This is a genomic window from Halopenitus persicus, from assembly GCF_900107205.1.
Classification (GTDB): Archaea; Halobacteriota; Halobacteria; order Halobacteriales; family Haloferacaceae; genus Halopenitus; species Halopenitus persicus.
In genome coordinates this window covers 85,548-111,907 of the sequence record NZ_FNPC01000006.1, presented here as the reverse complement: position 1 = coordinate 111,907, position 26,360 = coordinate 85,548, and the positions used below count along the sequence as shown (strand labels likewise).

The following is a 26,360-nucleotide window of genomic DNA, read 5'->3' as shown; positions in this document are numbered from 1 at the left end:
GCCACCTCACCGCCTCACCCGTCACGGCCGAGAACCGCCCGGATACACGAGGACCCGAACGGACCGAGCTCGCCGGCATCGAGTTCGAGGAAGTGTCCGGTCGAGATCGACGCTCCGCAGCGACGGCACTCGAACTCGCCCTCGCGGACCGTGACCCCACGGTCGAGGGAGACGGCCGTCCCGCCGCGTCGCGTCCGGATCCGGCCGTCCTCCCGGTCGATGACGCCCCGCTTGCGCGCGGCGTCGAGGATCTCCCGGGTGAGCGCGGGACTCGTCGTCACCGTCTCGATCCGGTCGATCGCCTCCGGGAGCGGCAGCGACTCCTCCTCGAGGGTGGCGAGGAGTTCGATCCCGAGCTCGCGCTTCCGGTCCCGCGTCGAGTCGCCATCGGGCGAGCGGTCGCGGCGCACGCGCGTCCGTTCGGCGGCGGTCCTTAAAAACTGCCAGGACGACCCGCGGGTGGTCCGGACGGGGCGTTCCGCCGCGTCTCCACGGTGCTTCCCGCCGCGTCTCCACGGCGCTTCCCGCCGTGGCTCCACAAGGCGTTTATCGGTCGGTCGGGAAGCCGGTCGCGTGAAGCGCCGCCTCGCAGCCGGAGTGGCCGTCCTCGCCGGCGTCGTGCTCATCGCGTGGCTGACGGACCCGCGAGCGCTCGTGGCGCCCGCCGAACGCATCGCGGACGAGCCGGCGCTGTTCGCGCTCGCGCTGTGCGGACTCGCGGCCGTCCGGCCGGCGCTCGCGCTCCCGACGACGCTGATCGCGGTCGCCGCCGGCTACGGCTACGGCTGGGCGGGGATTCCGGTCGGGATCGCCCTGGTGACGGCCACGGCGCTCCCGCCGTACGCGCTCGCACGTGCCGGCTGGGACCCGGCCGGGAGTCGGTTCTCGCGTGCCGGCGTGCGCCTCGTCGCGGCCGCGGGCGCGACGCGAACGATCGCCGCGAGCCGGCTGTTGCCGGTCCCGTCCGACGCGGTCTCGATCGCGGCCGGATTCGCCCGTGTCGACGTCCGCCCCTTCCTCCTCGGGACCGCGCTCGGCGAGACGCCGTGGGTGGTCGCCGGGATTGCGGTCGGGGTGTCGGCTGACCGCCTCCTCGCCGGCGACGCGGCGACGTTCGACCCGGTCCTGCTGCTCGGGATGGCCGGCGTCGCGGCGCTGCTGCTGGCGGGACCGTGCTATCGTCTCTATCTGGAGGAGTCGGATCCCGGAGCCAGTTCCGCCTGAAGGGTCGTCGTCGGGATGCTAACGGGACGCCGTCACTCGACGTGCTCGCGGATCGCCCGGGCCACCCGGTTCGGTCGCTCGTGGAGGATCCAGTGGGTCGCGTCGTGGACCATCAAGAGTCGACCGTTCGAACAGTGCGCGAGGCTCTCGGCGGCCATCGACCGCCGGAGGAACCGGTCGCCGGCGCCCCAGACGACGAGCGTCGGGACGTCGACGGCGGTGCGGGCCGGAGTCGGCCGCTCGCGAGCGACCGCTCGGTACCAGTTCACCATCCCGGCGAACGCACCGGGCCGGGACCACGCGCGGCGATACCGGTCGAAATCCTCGTTGTCGAACGCACCGGGCCGGCTCGACCGGCGCATTCCCTCGACGACCGGGGCCCAGTTCCGCACCCGGGAAACCCGTTCGGGGAGCCACGGGAGCTGAAACGCCAGGATGTACCAGTTTCGCAGCCGTTGGCGCCACGACGTTCGGAGCGTTCGCCGGAACACCGTCGGATGCGGGAGGTTGACCGCGACGAACCGCCGGAGTCTGCCGGGGTGGTGGAGCGCGACCCACCAGCCGACCGCGGCGCCCCAGTCGTGGCCCGCGAGGAGCGCCGTCTCGCGGCCGTACGCGTCGATCAGCCCGACGACGTCGCGGGCCAGCTCGCCGATCCGGTAGGGGGCGATCCCGTCGGGCTTCTCGCTCAGGTTGTACCCGCGCTGGTCGGGCACAACCACGCGGAACCCTGCTGACGCAAGCGATTCGATCACGGCGTGCCAGCCGTACCAGAACTCGGGGAATCCGTGGAGGAGCACGAGCAGCTCGCCGTCCGCGGGACCCGCTTCCACGACGTGTAGTCCGACGCCGTTCGTCTCGCGGATCCGCGATTCACCGGGGACCGACGCCGGGATCTCGTCGGCCGGCGGCGACAGCGGTTCATCCGTCGCCGGCCGGTCGGTCGGCATATCGATGGCAATGACGGCCCGTCAGGTAACGGCTTCGGCGAGCGTGAAAACGCGACTGGGGGTAACTCGTCGGTCGCCGTCAGCGTCGTGGCCGATTCGCCCTCGGCGTCGGGGGCGCGGACTACTCCCCGGCGCCCCAATCGGCGACGCGCTTCGGGCGGTCCGAGACCGCCAGGACGTCCAGGTCGTCATCCACGTGATCGAGCGCCTCGAGGGCCGCCTTCGCGCTGGCCGGCGTGGAGAAGTAGGTGATCTCCTCCTCGACGGCGACCTCCAGCAGATCGCGCTGGCGCGAGACGATCAGGTCGAGCTCGCCCGAGCGGGCGGCCGCGACCAGGTCGGTGGCCGTGGACAGCTCGAAGTGCTCCGAGAAGCCGTCGACGAGCGCCTCGCCCGCCTCGGTGTCCGGGTCCGGGAACTGGTCGGCCGAGAGGTCGACGACGGCGGTTCCCGACTCGGGGATCGGCTTGCCGGTCGCGTCCTGGGCCTTGTCGTAGGCCTTGCCGAACGACGTCGCGGTGCCCATCACCTCGCCGGTGGACTTCATTTCGGGGCCGAGCCGCGGGTCCGAGCCCGGCAGGCGGTCGAACGGGAGGACGACCTCCTTCACGCTCAGGTGTTCGGGGATCTGCTCGTCGACGTCGAGGTCGGCGAGCGACTCGCCGGCCATCACCGTCGCGGCGATCTTCGCGATCGGGACGCCGGTCGCCTTCGAGACGAACGGGACCGTCCGCGAGGAGCGCGGGTTCGCCTCCAGCACGTAGACGGTGGGGTCGGCGTCGGGGTCGTGGACGCCGGTGACCGCCAGCTGGACGTTCAACAGGCCGACGGTGTCGAGCGCGGTCGCGATCTCCTCGGTGACCTCGCGAACGCGGCCGAGCGTCGCGTCGTCGAGCGACCGCGGGGGGATCATGCACGCGGAGTCGCCGGAGTGGACGCCGGCGCTCTCGACGTGCTCCATCACGCCGCCGATGAGGACGTCCTCGCCGTCCGAGACGGCGTCGACGTCCAGCTCGACCGCGTCGTCGAGGAACTGGTCGATGAGGATCGGCTTGTCCGGCGAGACGCGAACCGCCTCCTCGATGTACTCCTCGAGCTCCGCGTCGTCCTCGACGACGCGCATCGCGCGGCCGCCGAGCACGTAGGACGGACGCACGAGGACCGGGTAGCCGATCCCGTGGGCGAGTTCGAGCGCCTCCTCGCGGCTCGTCGCCGTGCCGCCGGCCGGCTGGGCGATGCCGAGGTCGTCCATCAGCGCGTTGAAGCGGTCGCGGTCCTCCGCCAGGTCCATCGCCTCCACGGAGGTGCCGACGATCTCGCAGTCGAGCCCGCGACGCTCCAGCTCCGCCTCGAGCGGTTCACCGACGTTCACGGAGGTCTGGCCGCCGAACTGGACCATCACGCCGTCGGCGTCGGTCGCCTCGACGACGTCGGCGACCTCCTCGGCGGTGATCGGCTCGAAGAAGAGCCCGTCGGAGGTGTCGTAGTCCGTCGAGACGGTCTCGGGATTGTTGTTGATCACGTGTGCGTCGATGCCCATCTCGCGGAGCGCGCGCACCGCGTGGACCGCACAGTAGTCGAACTCGACGCCCTGCCCGATGCGGATCGGGCCGCCGCCGATGACGACGACGCTCTCGACGTCGGGGTCGATCCGCTGGAGCTCGCCGTAGTCGCTCTCGCCGCTGCCCGCGTCGGCGCCGGCGAGGTATTCGGGGAGCCGCGCCGAGTAGTAGTACGGCGTCGACGCCTCGAACTCGCCGGCGCAGGTGTCGACCTGCTTGAAGGTGCGGCTCGGCGTCGAGGAGGCGACCTCGTCGACCGAGACCGGCGTCACGCTGCCGCCGTCGGTCGAGGTCGTCTTCGGTTCGACGTCCGCGGGCGCCTCCGGGGAGGCCGCGTCGGCGATCTCGGCGTCGGTGAACCCGGCGATCGCCGCGTCGGTGAACTCGCCGTGCTTCGCGCCCTCGTGGGCGTCGGCGATGCGCTCGAACCGCTCGACGTACCACTCCTTGATCCCCGTGAGGTCACACACCTCCTCGACGGTATAGCCGCGCGAGAACGCCTCGAAGATCGCGTACGGGCGGTCGGGCGTCGGCGTCTCGAGGTAGTCGGCTGAAAGCGTCTCGTCGTCCACGTCGACCCAGTCGACGGCGGGATCGTATTCGGAGGAGCGCAGCGCCTTGAGCATGCTTTCCTCGAAGGTCCGGCCGATCGACATCGCCTCGCCGGTCGATTTCATCGCCGTGCCCAGCTCGAAGTCGACGTCGTCGAACTTGTCGATGGGCCAGCGCGGCACCTTCGTGACGACGTAGTCGATGGCCGGCTCGAAGGCGGCGGTCGTCTCGCCGGTGATCTCGTTGTCGATCTCGTGGAGCCGCTTGCCGAGCGCGACCTTCGCCGTGACGCGGGCGATCGGGTAGCCGGTCGCCTTCGAGGCGAGCGCGGACGAGCGGGAGACGCGGGGGTTCACCTCGACGACGCGGTACTCCCCGCCCGGGGTGCCGTCGTCGCGCCAGGCGAACTGGATGTTACAGCCGCCCTGAATCCCCAGATCGCGGATGACCTCGAGGGCCACGTCGCGCATCTCCTGGTGGCCGTCGTCGGGAATGACCTGCGAGGGGGTCACCACCGTCGACTCGCCGGTGTGGATCCCCATCGGGTCGATGTTCTCCATGTTGCAGATGATGATACAGGAGTCGTCGGCGTCGCGCATCACCTCGTACTCGAGCTCGACCCAGCCCGAGATCGACTCGGTGATGAGCACCTCGCCGTTCCGGGAGAGGCGGAGGCCCTTGCGGACGCGATCGACGAGTTCGTCGAACTCCTCGACGACGCCGGATCCGGACCCGCCGAGCGTGTAGGTCGTCCGCGAGATGACCGGCAGCCCGCCGACCTCGTCGACGGCGTCCCGGACGCGTTCGCGGAACGCCGCCTCGTCGAAGTCGGTGACCGACTCGTCCTCGCCCAGCGAGATGGTCGTCGACGCGGGGACCGGCTCGCCGAGGTTCTCCATCCGCTGGCGGAAGAGGTCGCGGTCCTCGGTCGCGTAGATGGTGTCGAGCGGCGTCCCCATGATCTCGACGTCGTGTTCCTCGAGGATGCCCTGCTCGGCCAGCTCGGCCGTGACGTTGAGGCCGGTCTGTCCGCCGAGGCCGGCGATGACGCCGTCCGGCTTCTCCTCGCGGATGACCTCGGCGATCGCCTCGGGCGTGATCGGCTCGATGTACACCCGGTCGGCCATCTCCGGGTCGGTCATGATGGTCGCCGGGTTCGAGTTGACGAGGACGACCCGAGCACCCTCCTCCTGCAGGGCGCGACACGCCTGCGCGCCGGAGTAATCGAACTCGGCCGCCTGCCCGATCTGGATCGGGCCGCTGCCGATGAGCAGGATGGTGCGGTCCTCGGACGTCTCCGTCGTCTCGGAGGCCACTGGTGAGTCGCTCATTACCCGACCGGAGTGCGTACATCGTAATAAGGGCGGCGAAAGAATGCGATTCTCGAAGGAGTTTTTCGAAATTCGCAAGAGATGTGGTCACGTACCACGGTCGGGGGCGTATCGGGGGCCGAGTCCGCCCGAGCATCCGTTTTCGTTCGGTTGTGCAACGTACCGTCCGACCACAACGTACCGCCCGGGCATACCGTACCGGCCGGTCGCAACGCTCACTGCCCAACCATACCGCTAGCCGGTCGTCGCCGTCGCGACTCGTCGATCCCGATGGCGGATCACGTGTTGAGCCGGTATCGGTAGGGGCTGTCGGCGATCACTTCCACCTCGCCACGCTCGGCCCACCGTCCCAGCACGGTCGCGACGCGGTGCGGGTTGTCGAACTCCTCCCGCTCCTCGAGCAGCGAGAGGATCTCCCGCGCCGTCAGCGGCTCGTCGGCCTCGGCGAGCACACCGCGCAGCGGTTCGAACTCCCGGGTGTGCATACGTCTTACGTACGGGAGCCATACACATAGCGTTCAGTGAGACAGGAGTCGGACGTTCGTCGGACATCGTCCGATCACTTATATACCCCGCCGTCGAGCGGCCGATTCGGCCGGGCTAGGCGTACGGGTCCTCGGCTTCGAGGTCGCGTTCGGCCCGGTACCGCTCGACGAACTCGGCGACGTCGAACTCGGTCATCTGCTTCTCGAACTCCTGCAACGCCCCGTCGTCCTCCGCGTGGCTCACGGCGTGTTCCATCAGCTCGACCACGAGCTCGACGATCACCTCGTGGAGCCGCCGCGCGTCGAATTCGGCCACCCAGACGAGCGCGTAGCCGACGTCGGCGTTCTCGGAGGCGTCCTCGGCGACGACCCGGTCCGGGAACTCCTCGAGGACGACCCCGAGCAGGTGCGGCGTGCCGAACTCGGGCATCTCCTCGCTGGTCGTCTCGACGGCCTCGCGCAGCACCTCGACGAGGAACTCCGGGAGGAACCGCTCCGGCGGATGGACGTCCATCACTACCGCGTGCGTTTCCCCGCACGCACAGTCGTACTCGCGCATCCCGAGATCGAGGTCGCCGTGCCCGATCGTCTCCCCGCACGGGAGCTCGATCGCGTCCGCCGTCCCCGGGACGCGTGGTTCGCTCATATCCGGCGTTGGCGCGTCCCGTGGTTAAAAGGCGCGGAACGACGCGATCGTCCTCCCGGTCGAGCTCCCCACGGTGCTCCGAACTCGCCCCGTGCCGGTCTTTCCGGCCCGCCCCGTGCCGGGCTTTCCGGCCCGCCCCGTGCCGGGCTTTCCGACCCGCCTCGTGCCCGCCTTTATATTCGATGCCGACCTCACTTGCGGTATGGACACCGACGGCAACACCCTCCTCAACGCCGCGATCGGCGCGATCGCGACCACCGTCCTCACCTGGATCCCGCTGTCGCCGATCGCCGGCGGCCTCCTCGCCGGCTACCTGCAGGGCACGGATCCCGAGGACGGTGCGGTCGTCGGCGGCCTCTCCGGCCTGTTCGCGTCGGTCCCGTCGATCCTGCTCCTCCTCGTCGTGTTGGCGTTCCTCCCGCTCGCTCCCGACGCCGTCATCGGCTTCTCGATCGCGGTGCTCGTCGTGCTCGCGATCCTTGCGGTCCTCGCCTACTGGGTCGCGCTGAGCGCGATCGGCGGGCTGCTCGGTAGCCACCTCAGAACAGAGATCGGGTGACGGAGAGCGAACGTGGTCCCGGTCCGTTCCCGTCGCCGCCGTACTGCACGGTCCTCAGTGCTCGCCGTCGTCCCGAACGGCCGTCAGTGTTCGCCGCCGGTGCCGCGCCGGTCGGACTCGAAGTCGATGTCCAGGTCCTCGAGCAGCTCGGCCGCCTCCTCGCGTTTCTCCTGGTGGTCGGCGAGGAACTCGCGCATCAGCTCCGCGGCCTGCTCCTTACAGCCGCCACAGAGCCGGTCCCCGCCGGCACACTCCTCATAGACCCTCCGCGCCAGGTCGTCGTCATCGTCCGCGAGCAGGTAGGCGTACAACTCGTAGACGGGACACTCGTCGGGCTTGCCGCCCAGCTCGCGCTGCTCCTCGGCGGTCGACCGCCCGCCGGTCGTGGCCGCGTTCACCTTCGCGGCGCCCTCCTCGGGATCGTCGAGCAGCGAGATGTGGCTGGCCGGGATCGACGAGGACATCTTGCCGCCGGTGAGCCCTGACATGAAGCGGTGGTAGATCGAGGAGGGCTGTCGGAACCCGAACCCGTCGTGGTCGAGCTCGACCTCGCGGGCGAGCGTCTCGGCCGCCTCGCGCGTCAGGTCGAAGGCGTCGACGTGCCCCTCGAAGACGCGCTTCTCGCCCTCGACGCGGCCGATCAGGTCCTCGAAGGCGTCGTCGGTCGCGTTCCGGTCGAGGAACCGGACCCGCGGGCGGAGCGGCTCCTTGCCCGCGGCGCGGAGCTTCTCGATCGCCGACCGCCGCGCGTCGGTGAGCTCCGGCGGCGGTTCGTACGTCTCGAGCCACTCGGCGGCCGCCTCGCAGCGCACCGGTTCGTCGCCGTCGTCGGCGTTGTCGGCGGTGGCTTCCGCGTCGTCGGCATCGTCGGCTTCCGCGTCGTCGGCATCGTCCTCGTCCGGAGCAGCCGCGAGCGCGTCGAAGGCCGCCCGGACGAGCTGGCGCTCGTCGTCCCCGAGCTCGAAGCTCGCGAACGCCTCGGTGACCTTGAAGTACCGCATCCGCTCGGAGAGGTCCCGCGAGAGGCGTAGGTGCGGGTCCTGGTCCGGCCCGACCGGCACCACGGTCGGCTTGGGGCCGTCGACCAGCTGCGGGTAGAGGATGTCCGCCATCTGGGTGATCGTCGACTGCATATGCGAGACGTTCGTTTCGCCGTCGAAGCCGTACAGCGCCTGCAGCTCGGAGAAGTTCGCCTTCGACCCCAGCTCGAACGCGAGGTCCTGGACCTCCCGGTTGTCGGACTGCCGGTAGACGGTCCCCGCCTCGGGGTCGAACCCGAGCGCGATCAGCGAGAGGACGTAGCTCCGGGCGTGCTCGTCGATCTCGTCCCACGAGAGCCCGCGCGCGGCGTGGGCCTCCAGGTCGGCGATCAGCCCGAAGGCGTCCCCGCCCTGCCGCTGGTGCCAGATCAGCTCGTCGAAGACCAGCTTGTGACCGATGTGGGGGTCGCCCGTGGGCATGAACCCCGACAGCGCGGCGAACGGCTCGTCGTTCGCCATCGCCTCGGCGACCGCGTCGTACTCGCGGTGGCCGAAGATGACGCCGCGTCGCATCAGGTAGTGGGGATGGGGAACGTCCGGGAGGACGTCGTCGAACTCCTCGATCCCGAACTCCTCGAAGAGCTTTCGGTAGTCGTCGACCGTCGCCGATCCCCACGGGTCCAGCTCCACGTCGTCGGCCCCGGCTGCGGTGTCGGTTCCTCCGTCGGTCACGATCCCGCAGCCCGCGGCGCTCGCGTCGGCGTCGGCGAGCGCGTCGGCGGCGGTGGCGACCTCGCGTGGCGTGTGATCGTCGTCGGTCATGGGGTGATCCGAGCTACCGAACGGTAGTCGATGGAACTCGCGTCGGTCAGCGCAAAAACCATTCGCTTGCGAACGCCGCCGGCGAGCCGCACGTCAAGCGACAGCTCGCGCGGAACGAACGCGTGGTCCGGCTCGATGACCCGGACCAGGTGCTCGGAGTGGGGCAGGTCCTCGACCGTCTCCACGTGGAGGTACGTCCGGAAGTCGGCGCCGAACTTGAAGCCGGTCTTCGGGACGATCGCGCGCTCGCGAAGGTCCGCGTAGACGCGGAGCCGTCGGTCGAACCGATCCCCCTCGACCGCTCGTCCGCGCCGGCGGATCGCGTCCGCCGCCCCCTCGGCGTCGTCGGATCCCTCGTCGTCGGCTTCATCGGCGCCGCTAGCACCGCCGCCGGTTCCATCGGTGCCGACGCCATCGCTCCGTTCCGCGTCCCCGGCCGCCCCTGCCAGCGCGAGCGTTTCGTCCAACCGCAACGCTCCGCGTTCGGCCAGGAACGCGGCCTCGAGCAGCGACAGCTGTAGCGCCCCGTCGATCGTCGCGGCGCGCCCGGACAGCGGACGGCCGTAGAAGCCCCGGTCATAGAGGTCGGTCGGCGCGTCCCACACCACCACGCGGTCCTCGAGCAGGACGCCGGGGAGGTCCGTCGGCGGACCGTAGTCGGTCTCCCCCGTCGGGTCGGCCGTTCGCGTCTCGAAGTACGTGAGGTCGCTCTCCTCGTCGACGATGGCCAGCGTGGTCCCGTCGATTTCGGCCGCCGGGATCGACTCGCGTTCGCCGACCACGCGCAGCCGGTGAGCGACGTCCCCATCGGGGGGGCTCGCGCCGCGTTCGTACACGATGAAGTCCGCGTTCGTTCCCGCCAGACGGTTGTGCCCCGGCCAGCCCTCGCGCGTCGGCGAGAGGTAGAACCCCCGGTCGCGCAGGTCCGAGTACACGAGGAACCGGACCGCGAACCGGTCGCCCGCGGCGGCCGCGTGGACGAAGAAGGCCTCGAACCCGAGCGCCTCGCCGCCGACGGTCACCGCGCCCAGGTCGCCCCGAAACAGCAGGTGTGCCGCCTCCAACGGCGTGAGCGAGATCGCGTTCCCGCCGAGCGGGCGCCCGTATCCCCCCGAGTCGTAGAACCGTTGGCGGGCGTCGCCGCCCACGTGTACGCCGTCGCCGCGGAGCTCGCCGTCCGGTTGCATACCTGACCGGCCGGGCGGCGGTCGTAAACGGGTTGCGGTCCGCCGGGGAGACGTCAGGTCGCGGGCGATGCACGTTCCGGACGACCTGCGCCCGGGACGGTTCCCGCCGCGGACGACTCGCGTCACGGGCGTTTCACGCCGCGGGCGGCTCCGTGTCGTCCCGGCGGTCGCCCGCGTCCGCCTCCCAGCGCTCGCAGCTCCCGTCGAGACAGCGCCGTCCCTCTGCGGTCTCGAGGACCGGCAGCCCGCAGGGACAGTCGTCGACCACGACGCCGTCCGGGAACGAGAACGTCGTCTCGCACTCCGGATACGCGTCGCAGCCGAGGAAGACCCGGCCGGTCGCCTGCTGGACGCGGAGGTCGGAGCCGCAGTCGGGACACGACCAGACGCGGTCGAACCGGTCGGCGACGGCGTCAGCCAGCGAGTCGCAGTACACGTCCAGACAGACCGTGAAGACCTCGCCCCGCTCGACGCGAAGCAGCGGCAGCCCGCATTCCTCGCAGCTCCGCTCCGTGACCGTCGCGCCGGTCGGCAGCCCGTATCGCTCCTCGCAGCCGACGCAGGCGACGTGGCCGCCCGAGCGAACCAACGCGGACGCGCAGTCCGGACAGCTCCCCACGGGGATCCCGGCCTCGGTGGCCGGGACTTCCATCCCGGCCTCGCGTTCGTGGGTGATCACCTGCAGCGTCCGGTCGCCGTCGTGCGCGGTGACGGTGAACCCGGACGCGTCCGTCTCGACGGTCACCGAGTCCGGCCGGGTGAGCCACTCGATCGGCTGGTAGCCGTCGGCGTCGTGCACGAGCGTCGTGTTGTCGGGCTTGACGACCACGACCACGCGGCCGCGCTGGGTGCGCTCGCGGGGACCGTTCAGGATCGTGGTGCAGTCGCCGGCCAGGACGCGGAGTCGCGATGGCATATCCCGTCTGGCGCGGCATCGCCTTTGAACCCTCACACGGCGTCGGGCTCTCACTCGACCGTGCCGGACCGCTTACTCGACGTTGACCGACCGGCTCGCACGCACGGGAAGCAGGGGGTGCTCGGGAAACGTCACCTCGACGACGAAGGCGAGCTCGTCGGCGTCCGGCGGCCCGAACACGCCGACCGGAACGGTCGTCTCTCCGTCGAGGTAGATCGTCTTCTCGTTCATCTCGACGTCGTTGACGGTCACGCGGACGCCGGCGCGTGCGCCGCCCCCGTGGTTCCGGACCGTCACTTCACACATCCGGTTGTTCCCGGTTCCGACGGCCTCGGGGAACGATCCCCATTCGACGTCGATCCGCGGGAGTTCGCCGGCGGCCTCGACGATCCGGCTCGCGACGCCCTCGCTCATTCCGGCCGTCTCGAGGCTGCTCGGGTCGGCCTCGGCCACGGCGGCCGGCGAGTCGAACCCCGCGTCGGCGAGCCGTTCGGCGCGGTTCGCGCCGACGCCGTCGATCGCCGTGAACGCGACCGCCGCGCGGGCGACGCCGTGGTCGAGCCGCGCCTCCACGCGGCGCGCGAGGTTGGCCGCCCGCGCGCCGGCGAACCGGTCGAGGAACTCGGTCAGCGCGGCGACCAACCGCAGCGCGTTCTGCCGGATCACCCACGCGTCAGACCGGAGGTCCGAAGGGACCGCGTCGTCCATGCTCGCCGCCAGGATCGCGAACACCTTCCGGTGGCCCTCCTCGAGGCTCGTCTCGAGGCCGCTCGCCGAGAGGATCCGGTCGATCGCGTCGGCCTCCGCCGACCGCGCCGAGACGGAGTCGAACTCGCCGGCGGCCGCGACCGCCTCGAGGATCGACGCGACCGACAGCGAGTCGCGCTCGGCGAGCTCGTGGAACCGGCTCGCGGTCTCGAGCCGGAGGTAATACTTCGAGGCGAGCCGTCCCACCGCGGTCGGTTCGATCCCCAGGTCCGCATCGGTCTCGACGAACCCGTCGGCGACCAGACCTTCGAGCGTGTCCCGAACCCGGTCGCGGATCGAATCGAAGCCGTACTGCTCCGGCTCCGAGCGCGCGCGCACGAAGTAGAACGTCGTCTCGATCCAGTCCATCACGTCATCGAGATCGCGGATCGTCCCCATCGCGATCTCGGCGTTGAGATGTCCGGCGAGATCCTCGGCGAGCCGCGACTCGATCGGCTTGCCCTCCCGGAGCAGCCGGCGGTATCGGTCGGCGTCGGACCGGTCACAGACCACCCAGCCGTAGCCGATGTCGTCGTAGCCGGGACGCCCCGCCCGACCCAGCATCTGGAGCACGTCGAGCGGCGAGATGTCGGTCTCGCCGGCCAGCGGGTCGTGATACTTCGTGTCCCGAATGATCACGCAGCGGGCGGGGAGGTTCACGCCCCACGCCAGCGTCGAGGTCGAAAAGAGGATCGAGATCAACCCCTCGCGGAACCACTCCTCGACGCGGTCGCGGTCGTCCTTGCCCAGTCCGGCGTGGTGGAACCCGACCCCGTCGAGGACTGACTGGCGGAGCGTGTCGTTCGTGAGTTCCTTCGCCTCGGTGTGGAAGTCGTACTCGCCGCGCGCGCCGACGGGGATGTCGCGGTCGGCGATCTCGTCGCGGGTCTTCTTCGCGGCCTGCACGGTGTCCTGTCTGGAGGAGACGAACACGAGCGCCTGCCCGTCCTCGCGGACGTGGGGCTCGGCAAGGTCGATCGCGCGGTAGAGCCGGCGGTACTTGTCCGCGAAGGCGTTGTCGCCGTGCGAGTAGGTCTTCACGCCGGTCTCCAGTTCGACCGGCCGGTAGTCGTCGCCGAACTCGAAGGTGGCCTCCGGCGGCGCGTCGAGCCAGTCGGCGACGTCCGCGACGTTCGACATCGTCGCCGAGAGGGCGACGATCCGCGGGTCACAGATCCGGCGCAGCCGGGAGACGACGACCTCGAGCACGCCGCCGCGACGGTCGGAGTCGAGGAGGTGGACCTCGTCGATGAGCACGCAGTCCACGTCGGCGATGAACGAGTAGCGCGCGGAGTCGTGTTTCCGCGTCGCCGAGTCGGCCTTCTCGGGCGTGATCACGATGACGTCGGCCCGTTCGGCCCGTCTGGGATTCAGATCGCGCTCGCCCGAGACGACGTAGACCGAGTAGCCGAGCTCCTCGAAGCGCTCCCACTCGCTTTCCTTCTCGTTGGTGAGCGCGCGCAGCGGCGCGACGAACAGCGCCGTCCCGCCCGCATCGAGCGTCTTGCAGATCGCGAGCTCCGCGAGCGCGGTCTTTCCGGATCCGGTCGGCGCGCTGGCCACGACGTTCTCGCCCGTCTCCAGGAGCGCGGGCAACGCCTCGCGTTGCATCCGGTTGAACTCCTCGAAGCCGAACGCGTCGGCGAACTCCGGGACCGCTTCGGCGACCTTCATCGTGTCCCTCCCCGGGACGGCCTCCCACGCATTGTTCGAAGTGGGGCGCCTCGCGGGGAAAGGCGTTTCCTCTCGTTGGGAGGGTAGGTCTCCTCATTGGGACCGGGACGCGTTCTCCCACGCGGTCGGCGAAACCACTATACGAACCGGGGCCGACCGGCCGATATGACACGTGTTGCCGTGGTCGGATCCGGCGTCGCGGGATTGAGCACCGCCTATCGGCTCGCGCCGGATCACGACGTGGTCGTGCTGGACCGTGACGCGATCGGAAACGGGACCTCGAGCCGCGCCTCCGGAGTGATCACGACGCCGGTCGATTACCCCGACCAGCCGGCCTGGAGCCGCCACGCGATCGAGTTCTTCCGCGAGCTTGACGGGACCGGCGTCTTCGAGTGGACCGACCGCGAGTACGTCCGCGGGGTGCGGCCCGCGGACGTCGACGCGGCCCGGGAAACCGCGACGTCGAACAACGATGCCGAGGAGTCCAGCGCCACCGAGGTACGCCTCGTCGACGCCGACGCGTACGCGGACGTGTTTGATGCCGAGGCGCCCTACGAGAAGGCGCTCGTCTGGCCGGGGACCGGCTACTTCGACGTCGACGAGTTCCTCGCGACGATGCGCCGCGAGTGCGTCCGCCGCGGCGTCGAGTTCCGGCCGGACACGACCGTCGAGTCGGTCCGCGTTACGGACGGTGCCGTGGCGGGCGACGAGGTCGCGGGCGTCGAGACCGAATACGGCACCGTCGACGCCGACGCCGTGGTGGCGGCCGCGGGCTCGGCCACGCCGGACCTGCTTGCGGACGTCCTCCGGGTCCCGATCCGGCCGTTCACCTGGAACGTCGCGTACCTCGAGGCCGACCTTCCGGACGGGGTTCCGATGGGCGGGGATCCGGTCCTCGGCGCCTACTGGCGCGGCACCCGGGACGGCCGGCTGCTCGTCGGAATCGAACACCAGTACGGCGGATCGGACCGGGCCACGGCCCCGCCCGAGGACCCGCGGGAGATCGGCGACGAACTCGACCGACTGCTCCGCGAGGAGCTCCCGGGAATCCTCGCGAGCGTCGACGCTGACGCGCCGGTGGTCCGCTACGAGTGCTGTCCGATGGCCGACGCGACCACGCCGGACGCGAAGCCGATCATCGACGCGCCGGCCGAGGCTCCGGACGGCCTGGTCGTCGCGGCCGGGTTCCACGGCGCTGGCGTGATGGCCGCGGACAGTATCGGGACCGCCGTTCGAGCCCATCTCACCGGCGAGCCGGCGCCGTTTTCGCTCTCGCCCTTCACGCTCGACCGCTTCGAGTCCCGCGACGCCGACTTCCCCTTCCGGACGATGTTCCGCCAGTCGGTGCCCGGTCGTGACGGTGGAGCGTGACTCGGCCCGTCCGACGATTCATCCATATGACGGTCCAACCACGCCCGACGACTCCGGGAGTCCTATATCGTCACCGGACCGATCGACCGGTATGTCGAAGTGGCTCCACAGCGGTCGCCGCCGCGACGTCTGCGCGCTCCTGTACGAGGCCGGGAGCCTGCGCGAACAGCAGCTGAAGAACCGACTGACGTCCCACTACGACGAGCGGATCGACCCGCAGTCGTTCCACGCAATGCTGACGGCGCTCGCGGAGTCCGGCCACGTCGAATCGCGGACCGAGGGCATCGCCGACGTCTACCGGCTCACCGACGCCGGCGAGAACGCGCTGATCGACCACTACGACTGGCTCTCGGAACGGATCGAGGGGGGTTCCGAGCGGATCGAGGGCGGGAGTGAGGACGGCGCTTAAAAGGCGTTCGACGCGCGGCCGCTACGCGATCTCCGCGTACTGCTCGGAGAGCTTCCCAGCTGCCTCGGCGAGCAGCTCGCGCTCGTAGTCGTCGAGGTCCCACTCGACGATCTCCTCGACGCCGTTCGATCCGAGCTTGGCTGGCACGCCGAGGGCCGTGTCCGTGTGGCCGTACTCGCCGTCGAGGACGACCGAGCACGGGAGCACCTCGCCGGTGTCCTCGAGGATCGCCTCCACGACGTGGGCGACGCCGGTCGCCGGTCCCCACTGGGTGGCGCCCTTGCGCTCGATGACGTCCATCGCGGACTCCTGGAGGTCGCCCAGGATCGCCTCGCGCTCGTCGGCGTCGAAGCTCGGGTCACGACCGTCGACGCGGACCTTCGAGAAGACGGGCACCTGCGCGTCGCCGTGCTCGCCGAGGATGGTGGCCTCGACGTTCCGGACCGGCGTGTCGAACCGCTCGGCGAGGACGTACCGGAACCGGGCCGAGTCGAGCCGCCCGCCGAACCCGACCACCGAGTGCCGGTCGCGGTCGCCGGACTCGTGGAGGTGGCGGTTGAGGAGGTCGACCGGGTTCGAGGTGGTCACGGTGACGAACTCGTCGTTGTGTTCGGCCAGCGAGGAGCCGATGTCGTCCATGATCGGCGCGTTGTCGCCCGCGAGGTCGATCCGGGTCTGGCCGGGTTGGCGGGGGATCCCGGCGGTGATCACGACCACGTCCGAGCCCGCGGTGTCCGCGTAGTCGCCCTGACGGACGGTCGTGTTCGAGTCGTAGGCAACGCCGTGGTTGACGTCGGCGGCCTGGCCGACCGCCTCCGGCTCCTTGTCCGGAATGTCCACGAAGACGAGCTCGTCCGCGACGTCGCGCAGCGCGATGTTGTAGCCGGCCGCGGCACCGACGGTACCCGCGGCACCGACCACGCTCACTTTGGTCATACCGTCTGATACCGAGGGCGGAACGCCCCTAATCGTTTCGGCGAACGGTCCCGGGTTCGAGGCGGCGAACGTCTACTCGGTCGCCGTCGTGATCGCCTGATCGATGTCCGCGATGATGTCCGCGGGGTCCTCGAGGCCGACCGACAGCCGGACCAGGTCCTCGGTGACGCCGGCCGAGAGCAGCTCTTCCTCGGTGAGCTGCTGGTGGGTCGTCGAGGCGGGGTGGATGATGAGCGTCTTCGCGTCGCCGACGTTCGCGAGCAGCGAGGCGAGCTCGGTGCTTTCGACCGTCGTCTTCGCGGCGTCGTAGCCCGCCTCCAGCCCGAAGGTGATCATTCCGCCGTAGCCGCCGTCGAGGTACTCGCTCGACGTCTCGTGGGTCTCGTGGTTCTCGAGACCGGGGTAGTTGACCCAGCTCACCTCGGGGTGGTCGGCGAGGTGCTCGGCGACGATCTCGGCGTTCTCGCAGTGGCGCTCCATCCGGAACGGGAGCGTGTTGAGTCCCTGGATCGTCTGCCAGGAGTCGAACGGCGACTGCTGGCAGCCGAGGTCGCGCAGGCCGCGGGCGACGGCCGCGTAGGTGAACGCCGCGTCGCCGAACCGTTCGGTGAAGTTGACGCCGTGGTAGGCGGGATTGTCGCCGCCGATCTCGGGGTACTTCTCGGCGTGGTCACCCCACGGGAAGCTGCCGCCGTCGACGAGGACGCCGCCGATCGTGGTGCCGGCGCCGTGGATCCACTTCGTGGTCGAGTGCCACACGAGGTCCGCGCCGTGGTCGAGGGGGTTACAGAGGTACGGCGTCGCGAACGTGTTGTCCACGAGAAGCGGCGCGTCGTGTTCGTGGGCGATCTCGGCGATCGCCTCGATGTCGGGCGTCACGAGCGCGGGGTTGCCGATCGTCTCGAGGTGGACGTAGGCGGTGTCCTCGTCGATCGCCTCCGCGTAGGCGTCGACGTCGAGGGTGTCGACGAACCGGGTGGAGACGCCGCGCCGCTCGACCGTGTGGGTGAGGTACGTGTAGGTTCCGCCGTACAGCGAGGAGGCGGAGACGATGTTGTCGCCGGGCGCGGCAAGCAGGAACGTCGCGAGGTTCAACGCGGCCATCCCGGAGCTGGTCGCGACCGCGGCGATCCCGTTCTCGAGGGAGGCCATCCGCTCCTCGAGGACCGCGTTCGTCGGGTTCATGATCCGCGAGTAGATGTTGCCCGGCTCCTCCAGCGCGAACAGCGACGCCGCGTGGTCGGCGTCGTCGAAGGAGTACGACGTCGTCTGATAGATCGGCGTCGCCCGCGATCCCGTCGTCGGGTCGGGCTGTGCGCCGGCGTGGAGGCTGCGTGTAGCGAACCGTTGCGTCTCGTCGTCCGCAGGATCGTCTGCCATACGCGGGACATCGACGCCGCCGATGTTAAAGCCACATCACCTGTGCAGACCCTGCCGGCGTTCGTGATCGATGACACGGCTTGGGTGGCGCGGTCGGCCCGAACGGTCCGGGGAGTACGGTCGGCCCGAACGGTCCGGGGAGTACGGTCGGCCCGAACGGTCCGAGGAGTACGGTCGGCCGGTTCGGAGTCGGGGACTCGACCACCCGAGTCGGTCGATTTAACCGACGGAGGCGCTTACGCTGGCTCGATGAGCGAGTCCCGCGAGTTCTGTCCCCGCTGTGGCGACCCGGTCGCGGAGCGGTCGGAGCCGCGCCCCGGCGAGCCGCGCACGCGGGATCGCACGCTCTGTGACGACTGTTACTTCGAGGACTTCGACCTCGTCGACGCCCCGGACCGGATCGAGGTCCTCGTCTGTTCCGGCTGCGGGGCGGTCCGTCGCGGCGAGTCCTGGCGGGACGTCGGCGCGCGTGATTACACCGACGTCGCCGTCGACGAGACGGCCGAGGCGCTCGGAGTCCACGTCGACGCGGCCGAGGTGAACTGGGGCGTCGAGCCCGAGCAGGTCGACGAGAACGCGATCCGGATGCACTGTGAGTTCTCGGGCGTCGTCCGGGGCACACTCCGCGAGGAGTCCGTGACCGTGCCGGTCAGGATCTCCCGCGGAACCTGCGACCGGTGTGGCCGGATCGCCGGCGGCTACTACGCCGCGATCGTTCAGATCCGGGCCGACGACCGCGATCTCACCCCGGCGGAACGCGATCAGGCGCTCGCGATCGCCGAATCCCACGTCGCCGACCAGGAGGCGAAGGGCGACCGGGAGGCGTTCATCACCGAGGTGACCGAGACCGAGGACGGCCCGAACGTCAAGATCTCCTCGAACGGGCTGGGCCAGTCGGTCGCGACCCGGATCGTCGAGCAGCTCGGCGGGAGCTTCGAGTCCTATCCGACGCTCGTGACCGAGGACGGCGACGGCAACGAGGTCTATCGCGTGACCTTCGCGGTCCGGCTGCCCCGCTACGCGGCCGGCGAGATCATCGACCCGAACGACGGCGACGGGCCCGTGCTCGTCGAAAGCGTCTCGAACCGGATCCGGGGAACGCGGCTCGCCTCCGGCGAGGAGTACGTCTCCGACTTCGCGGAGGGCGAGACGCCGGATGCCGACCGCGTCGGCCGACGGGACGACGCCGCCGAAACGACCGTCGTGACCGTCGAGGACGAACACGCCGTCCAGGTGCTCGATCCCGAGACGTACGAGGCCGTCACGGTCCCGAACCCCGACTTCCTCGACGACGAGGCTCCCCCCGATACCGTGCCCGCAGTGAAACACGACGGCGAGGTCTACCTCGTTCCCGACGACGAGGAGTCCGGAGCCGACGTCGAACCCGAACCGGAGTCGCTCGACCGGTAGCACGGCTCTTCCGGTGGGACCGTCCGGTCAGCGTGGCGCAGCCGCTCCCGTCGTCTCGACGGAAGCGATTTGAAAAGGGGGCGTGAGCCGTCCGTCGGGCTCAGTCGGCGGTCGCGGCGACCGCGTCGGAGTCGAGCGCCGCGGCGCGCTCGGACTCGGTTACCTCGATGTCGTGTCGCTCGAGCTGTTCGATGAACTCGGCCTCGCTGAGCCCCGCCTGGGCGGCCGCCTGCGACAGCGTCAGTGTTCGCGACCCGTACAGCGTGAGCGCGGTCGCCAGCCCGTGGGATGCCATACACGTCGGTGAGACGTGAGGGATTATGAAGGTTACTATTCCCTTGAGGGGATACAAACACCTTATATGGTATAAGGTATGGATCGCCGTTCGGCCGAGGATGCCGAGCGTATAAGGCACATATATACTGATCGTTGATGATGATCCTCCGGTTCGACGTCGGCTCCCCGGTTGTCGATCGGTCGGCCTCGGTCGGAGACGGAGTGGCGTCGGTCGGAGACGGAGTGGCGTCGGTCGGAGACGGAGCGGCGTCGATGGGGAAACGGAGCGGCGTCGGCGACGGGACACAGGAATTATGCGTGTTCGACCGCCTACTCGGAATATGGACCGACAGAAACTGTTCGCGCTGTTCTTCGCGTTCCTGATGGTCTCCTCGATGGTGGCCTGGGGCGTCTCGCTTATTTAAGTCCGTCCGGCTAGCCGTCGCCCCAGACGTCGGAGAGCGGATGGTCCTGGCGGCGCTTCGCGTCGCGTTCGGACCGCGTTTCGGTCCCGCCTCCGCCGCCGGTCGAGCTGCCGCTTGCGTCGCCACCCGCAGTTCCCGTTTCCGCGTTTCCGTTCGTCGACTCCGATCCCGTGCTCTCGTCCGCCGTGGCATCGGTCGTCGCCGCGTCGTCGCTTGCGGTCACGGCCCCAGTCACGGCATCGAGCCGGGGGCCGCTGGTGGCTGCCGCCGGGGACGGCGCCGCGTCGATCCCGGACAGTGCCGCCGTCGGGTCGGCCGCCGGAAGGTCGGGAGCCTCCATCGCCGCGACCTGGTCGGCGAACCACGCGGGCATATCAGCCCGCGATCGGTCGAAGAGATCGAGCAGCGAGTCGTCCGCCAGGTAGGTCGCGCCGTGGTCGTCCGGGGCGCGCACGACGCGTCCGCACGCTTGGATGACCGTCCGCAGCGCGGCGCGGTGGTACCACGGCCACTGGCCCTCCTCCAGCCGGCGCGCGACGCGGGAGTCGTTCGTGTTCAGGTACGGCGCCTTGCAGATCACCTGCCAGCGACACAGCTCGTCCTTGAGGTCGAGCGCCTCCTCCATCTTCACCGCGACGAACACCTCCGGGTCGTCGCTTCCCAGCCAGGCCTCGAGCTCGCCGTCACGGGTCGCCTTCGTGTGCCGGCGCAGCCGGGGCGCGACGCCGAGCTCCCCGAGCCGGTCGACGAGCTGATCGGCGATCGCGTACGAGTGTGCGTGGATCAGCCCCTTCTCGTTCGGGTGGCGGGCCATCAGCCGGACGACCAGCTCGGCGATCCGCGGGATCGTTTCCTCACGGTGCGCGTAGGTCATCTTCCCCTGCGTCACGTCGTACAGCGGCCGGTTCGCGAGCGGGAACGTGTGCTCGACGTCGACGAGCGCGACGTCGGCCGGATCGAGCCCGACGCCGCGGCAAAACGCCTCCTTTGAGAGGATCGTCGCCGACAGCAGCGCGAAGCGGTTCCCCCGGTCCCAGACGGTGTGTTTGAGATACCGTGCCGGGTCCAGCGGCTTGATCGTGATCGCCGTGCCCTCGCCGCCGGGCTGGTCGACGACCCAGGTGGTCGGGCTCTCCGGGTCCCGGTAGTCCTCCAGGAACCACCCGAGCTCGCCGATCAGCTCCTGCAGTCGGTCGCGGCGGGCGACCTCCGCGGGCTCCAGTTCCGGACGGCCGACCAGCTCGTCCTTCGCGCGCTCGCAGACGCCCCGGAGCTGTTCGACGAATCGCGCCGTGCGGTCGAGGGATCCTCCGTCTCCATCGGCACCGCCGGTCGCCCCATCGTCCGTCCCGCCGGAAACGCCCGTCCCGCCGGAGACGTCCGGCACGCCGACGTCCTCCCAGACGGGCACGCGGTCAGGTGAGAGTTCGATCGTCGCGTACATCTCGGCCCACTCGGACAGCCCGTGGGCCTCGTCGATCACGACCACGTCCCGCTTCCCGAACACCTCCGAGCCCGCGGTCTGCATGAAGTAGGCGAGCGTCATCGCGGCGAAGCGCCGCGAGGAGGCGATCGCCCGGTCGGAAAAGTACGGACACCGGTGTTGGATGCTGCAGTCGAACCCGCGCTGCCGGGCGCAGGGTGCGCGGTCGACCGGCGTGTCGTGCTCGCCGGGGAGGATGCAGGCGTAGTTCGACTTCCCGCGGATCACGTTCAGGTCCGCGAGGAGGTCGTCGGCCGCGACGTCCTCGAGCTGGGAGACCTGCGGCGTCGTGTAGTACGCGCCGGTCGCCTCCCGCGGCTCGGCAGCCTCGACCGGTCGCGCCGCGCCCATGATCGACCGCGCCAGCAGGGACTTGCCGCTGCCGGTCGGCGCGCGCACGAGCACCACGTCGTTGCCGGCCGCGAACGCGTCACGGACGTCGTGAAGGGCCTGCTCCTGGGCGCCGCGAAAGCTCGGCGCCGGGAACTCCGCGAGGATCCGGTCGGGGTCCACACTCCGGGGTCCGTTGCGATCGGAGTAAAGGTGTCGGATGGGTCGGTGACGGCGTCGGTTCCCGACCGGCGCTACTCGGTCGGAGCGTCAGGCGGCTCTTCGACGGTCGCGTCGTCGTCAGCCGGTTTCTCGACCGCCGCTTCGCCGTCAGCCGGTTTCTCGACCGCCGCTTCGCCGTCTTCGGCCTGCAACCGCTCGACGTCCGCCGCGGTCGGCTCCGCGTCGCCGGGCAGTCGCTCCATACAGTCGAAACACAGGAAGAACTCCGAGCCGTCGACGAGCTCGAGGGTCATCCCCTGGGTCGACTCGAAGGCGAAGCTCCAGAGGTCGCCGATCCCGCCGGCGATCCGCACGTCCGTGTCGCAGACCGCACACGCCTCGGTCGCCATACCCGCGGTTCGCGTCCGAAACGGATAGGGGTGTCGCGTCGACCGGCGTCCGCAGCGGTCGTCGCAGCGCCGCCGGCCGGTGCGGTCCTCACGGCGCCGCCGGCCGGACGCAGGGGGATCGGCCGCTGCGGCGTGATGCCGTCACGGCCGCCACCCACCCGGGTCGAGCCGCCAGGCGGCGCCGACGGCGCCGCCCCCGCCCACGAGCCCGACGGCGGCGACGAGACCCGGGCTCGGCGCCGCGACGACGGCGGCGATCGCGACCACGAACCCCGCCAGGAGGACGACCGTGTGTTCGCGCAGCGCGCCGACGACGATGGGCGTGATGGCGGTTCCAGCGGCGGTTCCCGCGATCGCGAGGACGTCGCCCGGCGCGAGGACGTTGCCCGCCTCGAGGCCGGTCCCGAATCCGGCCGTGGCTCCCGGCCCGACGGTCCCCTCCGACCCGGCGATGATCCCCGATCCGAGCGTCACGCCGACGAGCGCGAGCCCGAGACCCACCGCGGGGACCGCGATCGCTGCCTTCGGCCCCACCGGTCGGTCGCGGACGGCGACGGCGCCGGCGACGAGCAGCGTCGCTCCCGCGGCGTAAGCCGTCGGGTGGAGCGCCGAGTGGCCGCTGAGTCCGCCGTTGCCGCCGTTTCCGGCGTCGATCGCGATCGCCGAGCCCGGGACGACGTTTGCCACGCTCGTGGGCAGCTCGGTCGCGGCGAGTATGACCGCCGCGAGCGCGAGGAGAGCCCCACCGCCGATCAACGCCGCACCGACGAGCCGCCGCGAAATCGAGCGCATACGGGACGGGAGAACCCTTCCCGGGTAAAACGCGTCGGCTTCCGCCGCGCTCGGGTCGACGCCCGGACGGCCGACGCGCAAGCTTACTTATGTATGGGCGCTGAAACGGGCGTAGATGGGTGATCGCGATCGGATGACGCTTCCGGAGGAGGACCGGGGGGAGCCATCCGCGGGGGACGACGACCGACCGGAGCCGTCCGCGGAGACTGCGGACCGATCGGGGCCGTCCCAGGGGACTGCGGACCCTCCGACGGATCTGGCCGACCTCCCCGAGGACCGTCGGGAGGAGCTGCTCGCCAGGGCCATCGCGCGGCTCGCCGAGGAGCGCGGGATCGACGTCCCCGACGCGGAGACGCTCGAGCGGGTCCGGGCGGACCTCGATCGAACGCGCTCAAACGTCGAGCGACTCGAGACCGACGTCGAGACGCTCCGGACGGACCTCGACGAGCAGATCGCCGACGTCCGCGAGCGCGTCATCAGCGTGCTCGAGGAGGCCGAATCGCGGGCGCCGAAGGACCACACCCACCCCGCCATCGACGACCGGATCGACGCGCTCCGATCGACGGTCGCGGACCTGTCGAGCCGATACGACTCTCTCGAACGCGAGATCGATTCGGCCGAGGAACTACGGACGGACGTGGCTGATCACGCCGACCGCCTGGCGGACCACGACGAGAAGCTCACCCGGCTCGCGGGCGCGTTCGTGAACGTCCAGCGGCGTCTCGACCGACTCGAGCGGGAGCGAGCCCGGCGGGAGACCCTCGATGACCTGCTCGAGGCGGCGAACCGGCAGGGCATCACCGCGGCCCGCTGCGAGTCGTGCGAGACCACGGTGCAGCTCGGGCTCCTCGGCCGCCCGCGGTGTCCCCACTGTGACGGCCACTTCGAGGGCGTCGAGCCGAAGTCCGGCTTCTTCGGGAACGCGTGGCTTCGGGTCGGGGACCCGCCGGCGCTGGAGGGCGAAACGACGGAGCCGCGCGATCCCGAGGACCTCTTCGAGGGTGAGACCGAATGAGTGAGCGGAACGACCGTGACGACCGTGACGACCGGGGCCACCGGGACGGCTCCGACTCTGACGAGGCCAGCCCGAACGAAGCCAGCCCGAACGAAGCCAGCCCGAACGAAGCCGGCCCGAACGAAGCCGGCCCGAACGAAGCCGGTCCGAACGGAGCGCCCCCCGACGAGTTCGATTCGCGGATCGACGCGCTCGCGGACGACGAGGCTCCCGAGGCGGCTCTCGAGGACGACCCCTTCGAGGCGATGGACGTCGACGTCGGCGAGACGGACGTCTGGTCGGCGCTCGAGACCGACGACCCCGATGCGCTCGACCGGGCGCCCGAAACGGTCACGGCGTCCGAGGTGGCCGAGGTCTCCGAGACGGCCGGGACCGTCGGGGACTCCGGGACGACCCGCGGCGCGTCGGCGAAACCCGACGCCGGCGAGTCCGCCGAGGCCGACTGGGCCGGTGACGCCGAGTACGACGACCGGATCGTCGACAAACGCGAGTACTGTCAGCGGTGTCCCTACAGCACCGACCCGCCCACGCTGGCCTGCACCCACGACGGAACGGAGATCGTCGAGGTGGTCGAGATGGACCGGTTCCGCGTCCGCAACTGCCCGATGGTCTCCACCGACGGGCCGACCTTCGACCGCGTCAACGAGTGAGCGATCCACGTGAACGAGTGAGTGGGCTGCGGGGACCGACCGCGGCTCCGGCCCCGGCTGCCGGAGCGAACCCTTCAAACCGCTGCCGACCGTAGGCCGGGAAACGATCCACCGATGCAATTCTGTGACGAGTGCGGCTCGATGATGGTGTCGGTCGACGGCCGAATGGTGTGTCAAAACGACGACTGCGGGGCGACCACCGAGCGGGAGGACGATCTGGCCGAGCAGTACGTCTCCACGGAGCGGCAGGGCGACGCGTCGCCGATCGAGACCGAGGAGAACGCGAACTTCGAGGGGAAACCCACCGCGACCGACGTCGTCTGTGACGAGTGCGGCCACGGCGAGGCCTGGTACACGATCAAACAGACCGGCGCGGCCGACGAGCCCCCGACGCGCTTTTTTAAGTGTCAGGAGTGTGGCCACCGCTGGCGCGGGTACAACTGACCCCTCATCGGTCGTCGGGAACGACGTATGCACCGAAGTCGTCGACGGTCCCGATCGGCGGCGCGCCGAACGCGAGCCACACGTGGGTTTCCTCGGTTCGGTTGAGGAGGTTTCGAACGGTCTCCGGGTCGACGCGAACGATGCCGCCTTCCGGGACGTCGTGGATCTCGTCCGCAATGGAGATCTGTCCATCGGTCAGCGCGACGAACACCTCCTCCTGTCCCTCGTGGGTGTGCGGGGTGGTCACCTCGCCCGGCTCAACGATGACCTGGTTTACCCGCAGCTCGACACAGCCGAGCGGCTCCGTGAGCTTCCGAACGGCCGTCTCGCAGGTATCGAATCGCGTCGTCGGGACGTCGGCCGGCTCAACGATGCTGAAATCCTCCGTCATCCGGTACCGATTCACGGGATACCGTTAAAACATTATAAATCTTCGACATCGCGGGTAAGTCGGCCCCAACCGCGACGACCGGTGCGACGTCCCAAGCGACCCGGATTCTCACCCGACCTCCATCCTTACCGTTCTTACTCGACCCCCCATCCTTACCCGTCTCGCGCGCGAGCACTCCATCGGATGACCAGCACGGACGCGGCCGTCGACCGGCGCATCGACAGCAACCTCTTCATCACGGTGTCCGGCCCGCCCGGCTGCGGCGCCACGACGCTTTGCGAGCGGCTCTCGACGGTTCTCGACTGCGGGTACGTCTCGGGCGGGGAGATCTTCCGGTCGATCGCCGAGGACCGGGAGATGAGCCTCTCGCAGCTGGTCGCGAAGGCCGGCGAGTCCGACGCGATCGACCGCGAACTCGACCGCCGGCTCCGCCGGATCGCGGAGGAGTGGGGGGCCGCCAACAAGGCCTTCGTCCTCGAGTCGCGGCTGGCCGGCTGGATCGCGGGCAACCGCGCGGACCTGCGGATCTGGCTCGACGCGCCCGAGGAGGTCCGCGTCGAGCGCACCGCCGACCGCGAGGAGCTGTCGGCCGAGATGCGCGTTCGGGAGGTCATCGAGGCGCAGCGGTATGAGTCCTACTACGACATCGACGTCTCCGACCGGTCGATCTACGACCTCGCGATCAACACGGGTCGGTGGAACGCCGACGGCACGCTCGCGGTCGTCCTCGCGGCGATCGACGAGTACGACCCCGAGGCGGACGAGGGCGCCGTCCCGACGCCGAACCTCGAGATCTGAGGGCTCCCGGCGACCGATCCACGTCGACCGCCGGGCGGCCCAG

Annotated in this window: 24 protein-coding genes and 1 pseudogene; 9 read left to right on the top strand and 16 right to left on the bottom strand. The window is 70.1% G+C overall.

From position 1 onward, the window contains the following. Positions 1-14 precede the first annotated feature (14 nt). Positions 15-410 (bottom strand): DUF5830 family protein, encoded by a 396-nt coding sequence (locus BLV25_RS11110; protein WP_092733230.1) that lies wholly within the window; start codon positions 408-410, stop codon positions 15-17. 163 nt (positions 411-573) lie between these two features. Here BLV25_RS11110 and BLV25_RS11105 point away from each other — a divergent pair, with 163 nt between their 5' ends. Then, positions 574-1,224, top strand: coding sequence for a TVP38/TMEM64 family protein (locus BLV25_RS11105; RefSeq protein ID WP_021075309.1), 651 nt, complete (start codon positions 574-576; stop codon positions 1,222-1,224). Between the two features lie 32 nt (positions 1,225-1,256). Here the strand turns inward: BLV25_RS11105 and BLV25_RS11100 are convergent, their stop codons facing one another. The 4 genes from BLV25_RS11100 to BLV25_RS11085 all read right to left on the bottom strand — a co-directional run bounded on the left by BLV25_RS11100 (position 1,257) and on the right by BLV25_RS11085 (position 6,750). After that, positions 1,257-2,174, bottom strand: coding sequence for an alpha/beta fold hydrolase (locus tag BLV25_RS11100; protein ID WP_092733227.1), 918 nt, complete (start codon positions 2,172-2,174; stop codon positions 1,257-1,259). Between the two features lie 121 nt (positions 2,175-2,295). Next, the gene (carB, locus tag BLV25_RS11095) at positions 2,296-5,619 is read right to left on the bottom strand and encodes a carbamoyl-phosphate synthase large subunit (protein ID WP_092733224.1); all 3,324 of its coding nucleotides are present in this window, start codon (positions 5,617-5,619) and stop codon (positions 2,296-2,298) included. Positions 5,620-5,897: 278 nt separating this feature from the next. Continuing rightward, entirely contained in the window at positions 5,898-6,104 is a 207-nt protein-coding gene (locus BLV25_RS11090) for a helix-turn-helix domain-containing protein (RefSeq protein WP_021075312.1), read from the bottom strand. 115 nt (positions 6,105-6,219) lie between these two features. Continuing rightward, positions 6,220-6,750, bottom strand: coding sequence for a DUF5815 family protein (locus tag BLV25_RS11085; RefSeq protein WP_092733221.1), 531 nt, complete (start codon positions 6,748-6,750; stop codon positions 6,220-6,222). A 202-nt stretch (positions 6,751-6,952) separates the two neighbouring features. On the opposite strand from BLV25_RS11085, the gene BLV25_RS11080 reads away from it, so the two are divergent. Beyond that, entirely contained in the window at positions 6,953-7,309 is a 357-nt protein-coding gene (locus BLV25_RS11080) for a DUF5518 domain-containing protein (protein ID WP_021075314.1), read from the top strand. 83 nt (positions 7,310-7,392) lie between these two features. Here BLV25_RS11080 and BLV25_RS11075 read toward each other — a convergent pair whose 3' ends face one another. From BLV25_RS11075 to BLV25_RS11060, 4 genes are all read right to left on the bottom strand, one after another. Next, positions 7,393-9,111, bottom strand: a complete 1,719-nt coding sequence (locus tag BLV25_RS11075; RefSeq protein ID WP_092733218.1) for a tryptophan--tRNA ligase — start codon at positions 9,109-9,111, stop codon at positions 7,393-7,395. Beyond that, positions 9,108-10,298, bottom strand: coding sequence for a tRNA-intron lyase (endA, locus tag BLV25_RS11070; RefSeq protein WP_092733214.1), 1,191 nt, complete (start codon positions 10,296-10,298; stop codon positions 9,108-9,110). The genes BLV25_RS11075 and endA overlap by 4 nt, the downstream gene beginning before the upstream one ends. A gap of 133 nt (positions 10,299-10,431) precedes the next feature. Then, on the bottom strand, positions 10,432-11,214 hold the full coding sequence (locus BLV25_RS11065; protein ID WP_092733211.1) for a topoisomerase DNA-binding C4 zinc finger domain-containing protein: 783 nt from the start codon (positions 11,212-11,214) through the stop codon (positions 10,432-10,434). A 72-nt stretch (positions 11,215-11,286) separates the two neighbouring features. After that, a complete protein-coding gene (locus tag BLV25_RS11060; RefSeq protein ID WP_039400957.1) occupies positions 11,287-13,635 on the bottom strand; it encodes a DEAD/DEAH box helicase in 2,349 nt (782 codons plus the stop codon). Positions 13,636-13,800: 165 nt separating this feature from the next. Here BLV25_RS11060 and BLV25_RS11055 point away from each other — a divergent pair, with 165 nt between their 5' ends. Both BLV25_RS11055 and BLV25_RS11050 read left to right on the top strand, forming a co-directional pair. Next, positions 13,801-15,006, top strand: a complete 1,206-nt coding sequence (locus BLV25_RS11055; protein WP_092733208.1) for an NAD(P)/FAD-dependent oxidoreductase — start codon at positions 13,801-13,803, stop codon at positions 15,004-15,006. Positions 15,007-15,097: 91 nt separating this feature from the next. Further along, positions 15,098-15,415, top strand: coding sequence for a hypothetical protein (locus tag BLV25_RS11050; RefSeq protein WP_021073992.1), 318 nt, complete (start codon positions 15,098-15,100; stop codon positions 15,413-15,415). Between the two features lie 21 nt (positions 15,416-15,436). On the opposite strand, the gene mdh is transcribed toward BLV25_RS11050, so the two are convergent. Together mdh and BLV25_RS11040 are read right to left on the bottom strand one after the other, a co-directional pair. Then, positions 15,437-16,351 carry a malate dehydrogenase gene (gene mdh / locus BLV25_RS11045; RefSeq protein WP_092733205.1) on the bottom strand — a complete coding sequence of 305 codons (915 nt, stop codon included), beginning with the start codon at positions 16,349-16,351 and terminating at the stop codon, positions 15,437-15,439. A gap of 72 nt (positions 16,352-16,423) precedes the next feature. Beyond that, positions 16,424-17,731: an O-acetylhomoserine aminocarboxypropyltransferase/cysteine synthase family protein gene (locus BLV25_RS11040; protein WP_092733202.1), complete on the bottom strand. Its 1,308-nt coding sequence runs from the start codon at positions 17,729-17,731 to the stop codon at positions 16,424-16,426. Positions 17,732-17,980: 249 nt separating this feature from the next. Between BLV25_RS11040 and BLV25_RS11035 the strand changes: the two genes are divergently transcribed. Next, positions 17,981-19,141 (top strand): 60S ribosomal export protein NMD3, encoded by a 1,161-nt coding sequence (locus BLV25_RS11035; RefSeq protein ID WP_021073995.1) that lies wholly within the window; start codon positions 17,981-17,983, stop codon positions 19,139-19,141. A 100-nt stretch (positions 19,142-19,241) separates the two neighbouring features. Here the strand turns inward: BLV25_RS11035 and BLV25_RS11030 are convergent, their stop codons facing one another. From BLV25_RS11030 to BLV25_RS11015, 4 genes and pseudogenes are all read right to left on the bottom strand, one after another. Then, a complete protein-coding gene (locus BLV25_RS11030; RefSeq protein ID WP_021073996.1) occupies positions 19,242-19,436 on the bottom strand; it encodes a UPF0175 family protein in 195 nt (64 codons plus the stop codon). A 416-nt stretch (positions 19,437-19,852) separates the two neighbouring features. Beyond that, positions 19,853-21,838 carry a helicase C-terminal domain-containing protein gene (locus tag BLV25_RS11025; RefSeq protein WP_092733199.1) on the bottom strand — a complete coding sequence of 662 codons (1,986 nt, stop codon included), beginning with the start codon at positions 21,836-21,838 and terminating at the stop codon, positions 19,853-19,855. A 185-nt stretch (positions 21,839-22,023) separates the two neighbouring features. Next, positions 22,024-22,227: pseudogene (locus tag BLV25_RS18105) on the bottom strand (DUF7561 family protein); the annotation flags it as partial. A 141-nt stretch (positions 22,228-22,368) separates the two neighbouring features. Continuing rightward, positions 22,369-23,019, bottom strand: coding sequence for a hypothetical protein (locus BLV25_RS11015; protein WP_092733196.1), 651 nt, complete (start codon positions 23,017-23,019; stop codon positions 22,369-22,371). A 115-nt stretch (positions 23,020-23,134) separates the two neighbouring features. Here BLV25_RS11015 and BLV25_RS11010 point away from each other — a divergent pair, with 115 nt between their 5' ends. From BLV25_RS11010 to BLV25_RS11000, 3 genes are all read left to right on the top strand, one after another. After that, positions 23,135-24,034: a hypothetical protein gene (locus BLV25_RS11010; protein ID WP_092733193.1), complete on the top strand. Its 900-nt coding sequence runs from the start codon at positions 23,135-23,137 to the stop codon at positions 24,032-24,034. Continuing rightward, complete coding sequence (locus BLV25_RS11005; RefSeq protein WP_092733189.1) at positions 24,031-24,684, top strand: hypothetical protein; 654 nt, start codon at positions 24,031-24,033, stop codon at positions 24,682-24,684. Before BLV25_RS11010 ends, BLV25_RS11005 begins: the two co-directional genes overlap by 4 nt. A gap of 114 nt (positions 24,685-24,798) precedes the next feature. Beyond that, positions 24,799-25,128 carry a transcription factor S gene (locus BLV25_RS11000; RefSeq protein ID WP_039400952.1) on the top strand — a complete coding sequence of 110 codons (330 nt, stop codon included), beginning with the start codon at positions 24,799-24,801 and terminating at the stop codon, positions 25,126-25,128. Positions 25,129-25,132: 4 nt separating this feature from the next. On the opposite strand, the gene BLV25_RS10995 is transcribed toward BLV25_RS11000, so the two are convergent. Continuing rightward, a complete protein-coding gene (locus BLV25_RS10995) occupies positions 25,133-25,519 on the bottom strand; it encodes a cupin domain-containing protein (protein ID WP_092733186.1) in 387 nt (128 codons plus the stop codon). 183 nt (positions 25,520-25,702) lie between these two features. Here BLV25_RS10995 and cmk point away from each other — a divergent pair, with 183 nt between their 5' ends. Continuing rightward, positions 25,703-26,317 carry a (d)CMP kinase gene (gene cmk / locus BLV25_RS10990; protein WP_021072762.1) on the top strand — a complete coding sequence of 205 codons (615 nt, stop codon included), beginning with the start codon at positions 25,703-25,705 and terminating at the stop codon, positions 26,315-26,317. Positions 26,318-26,360 lie beyond the last annotated feature (43 nt).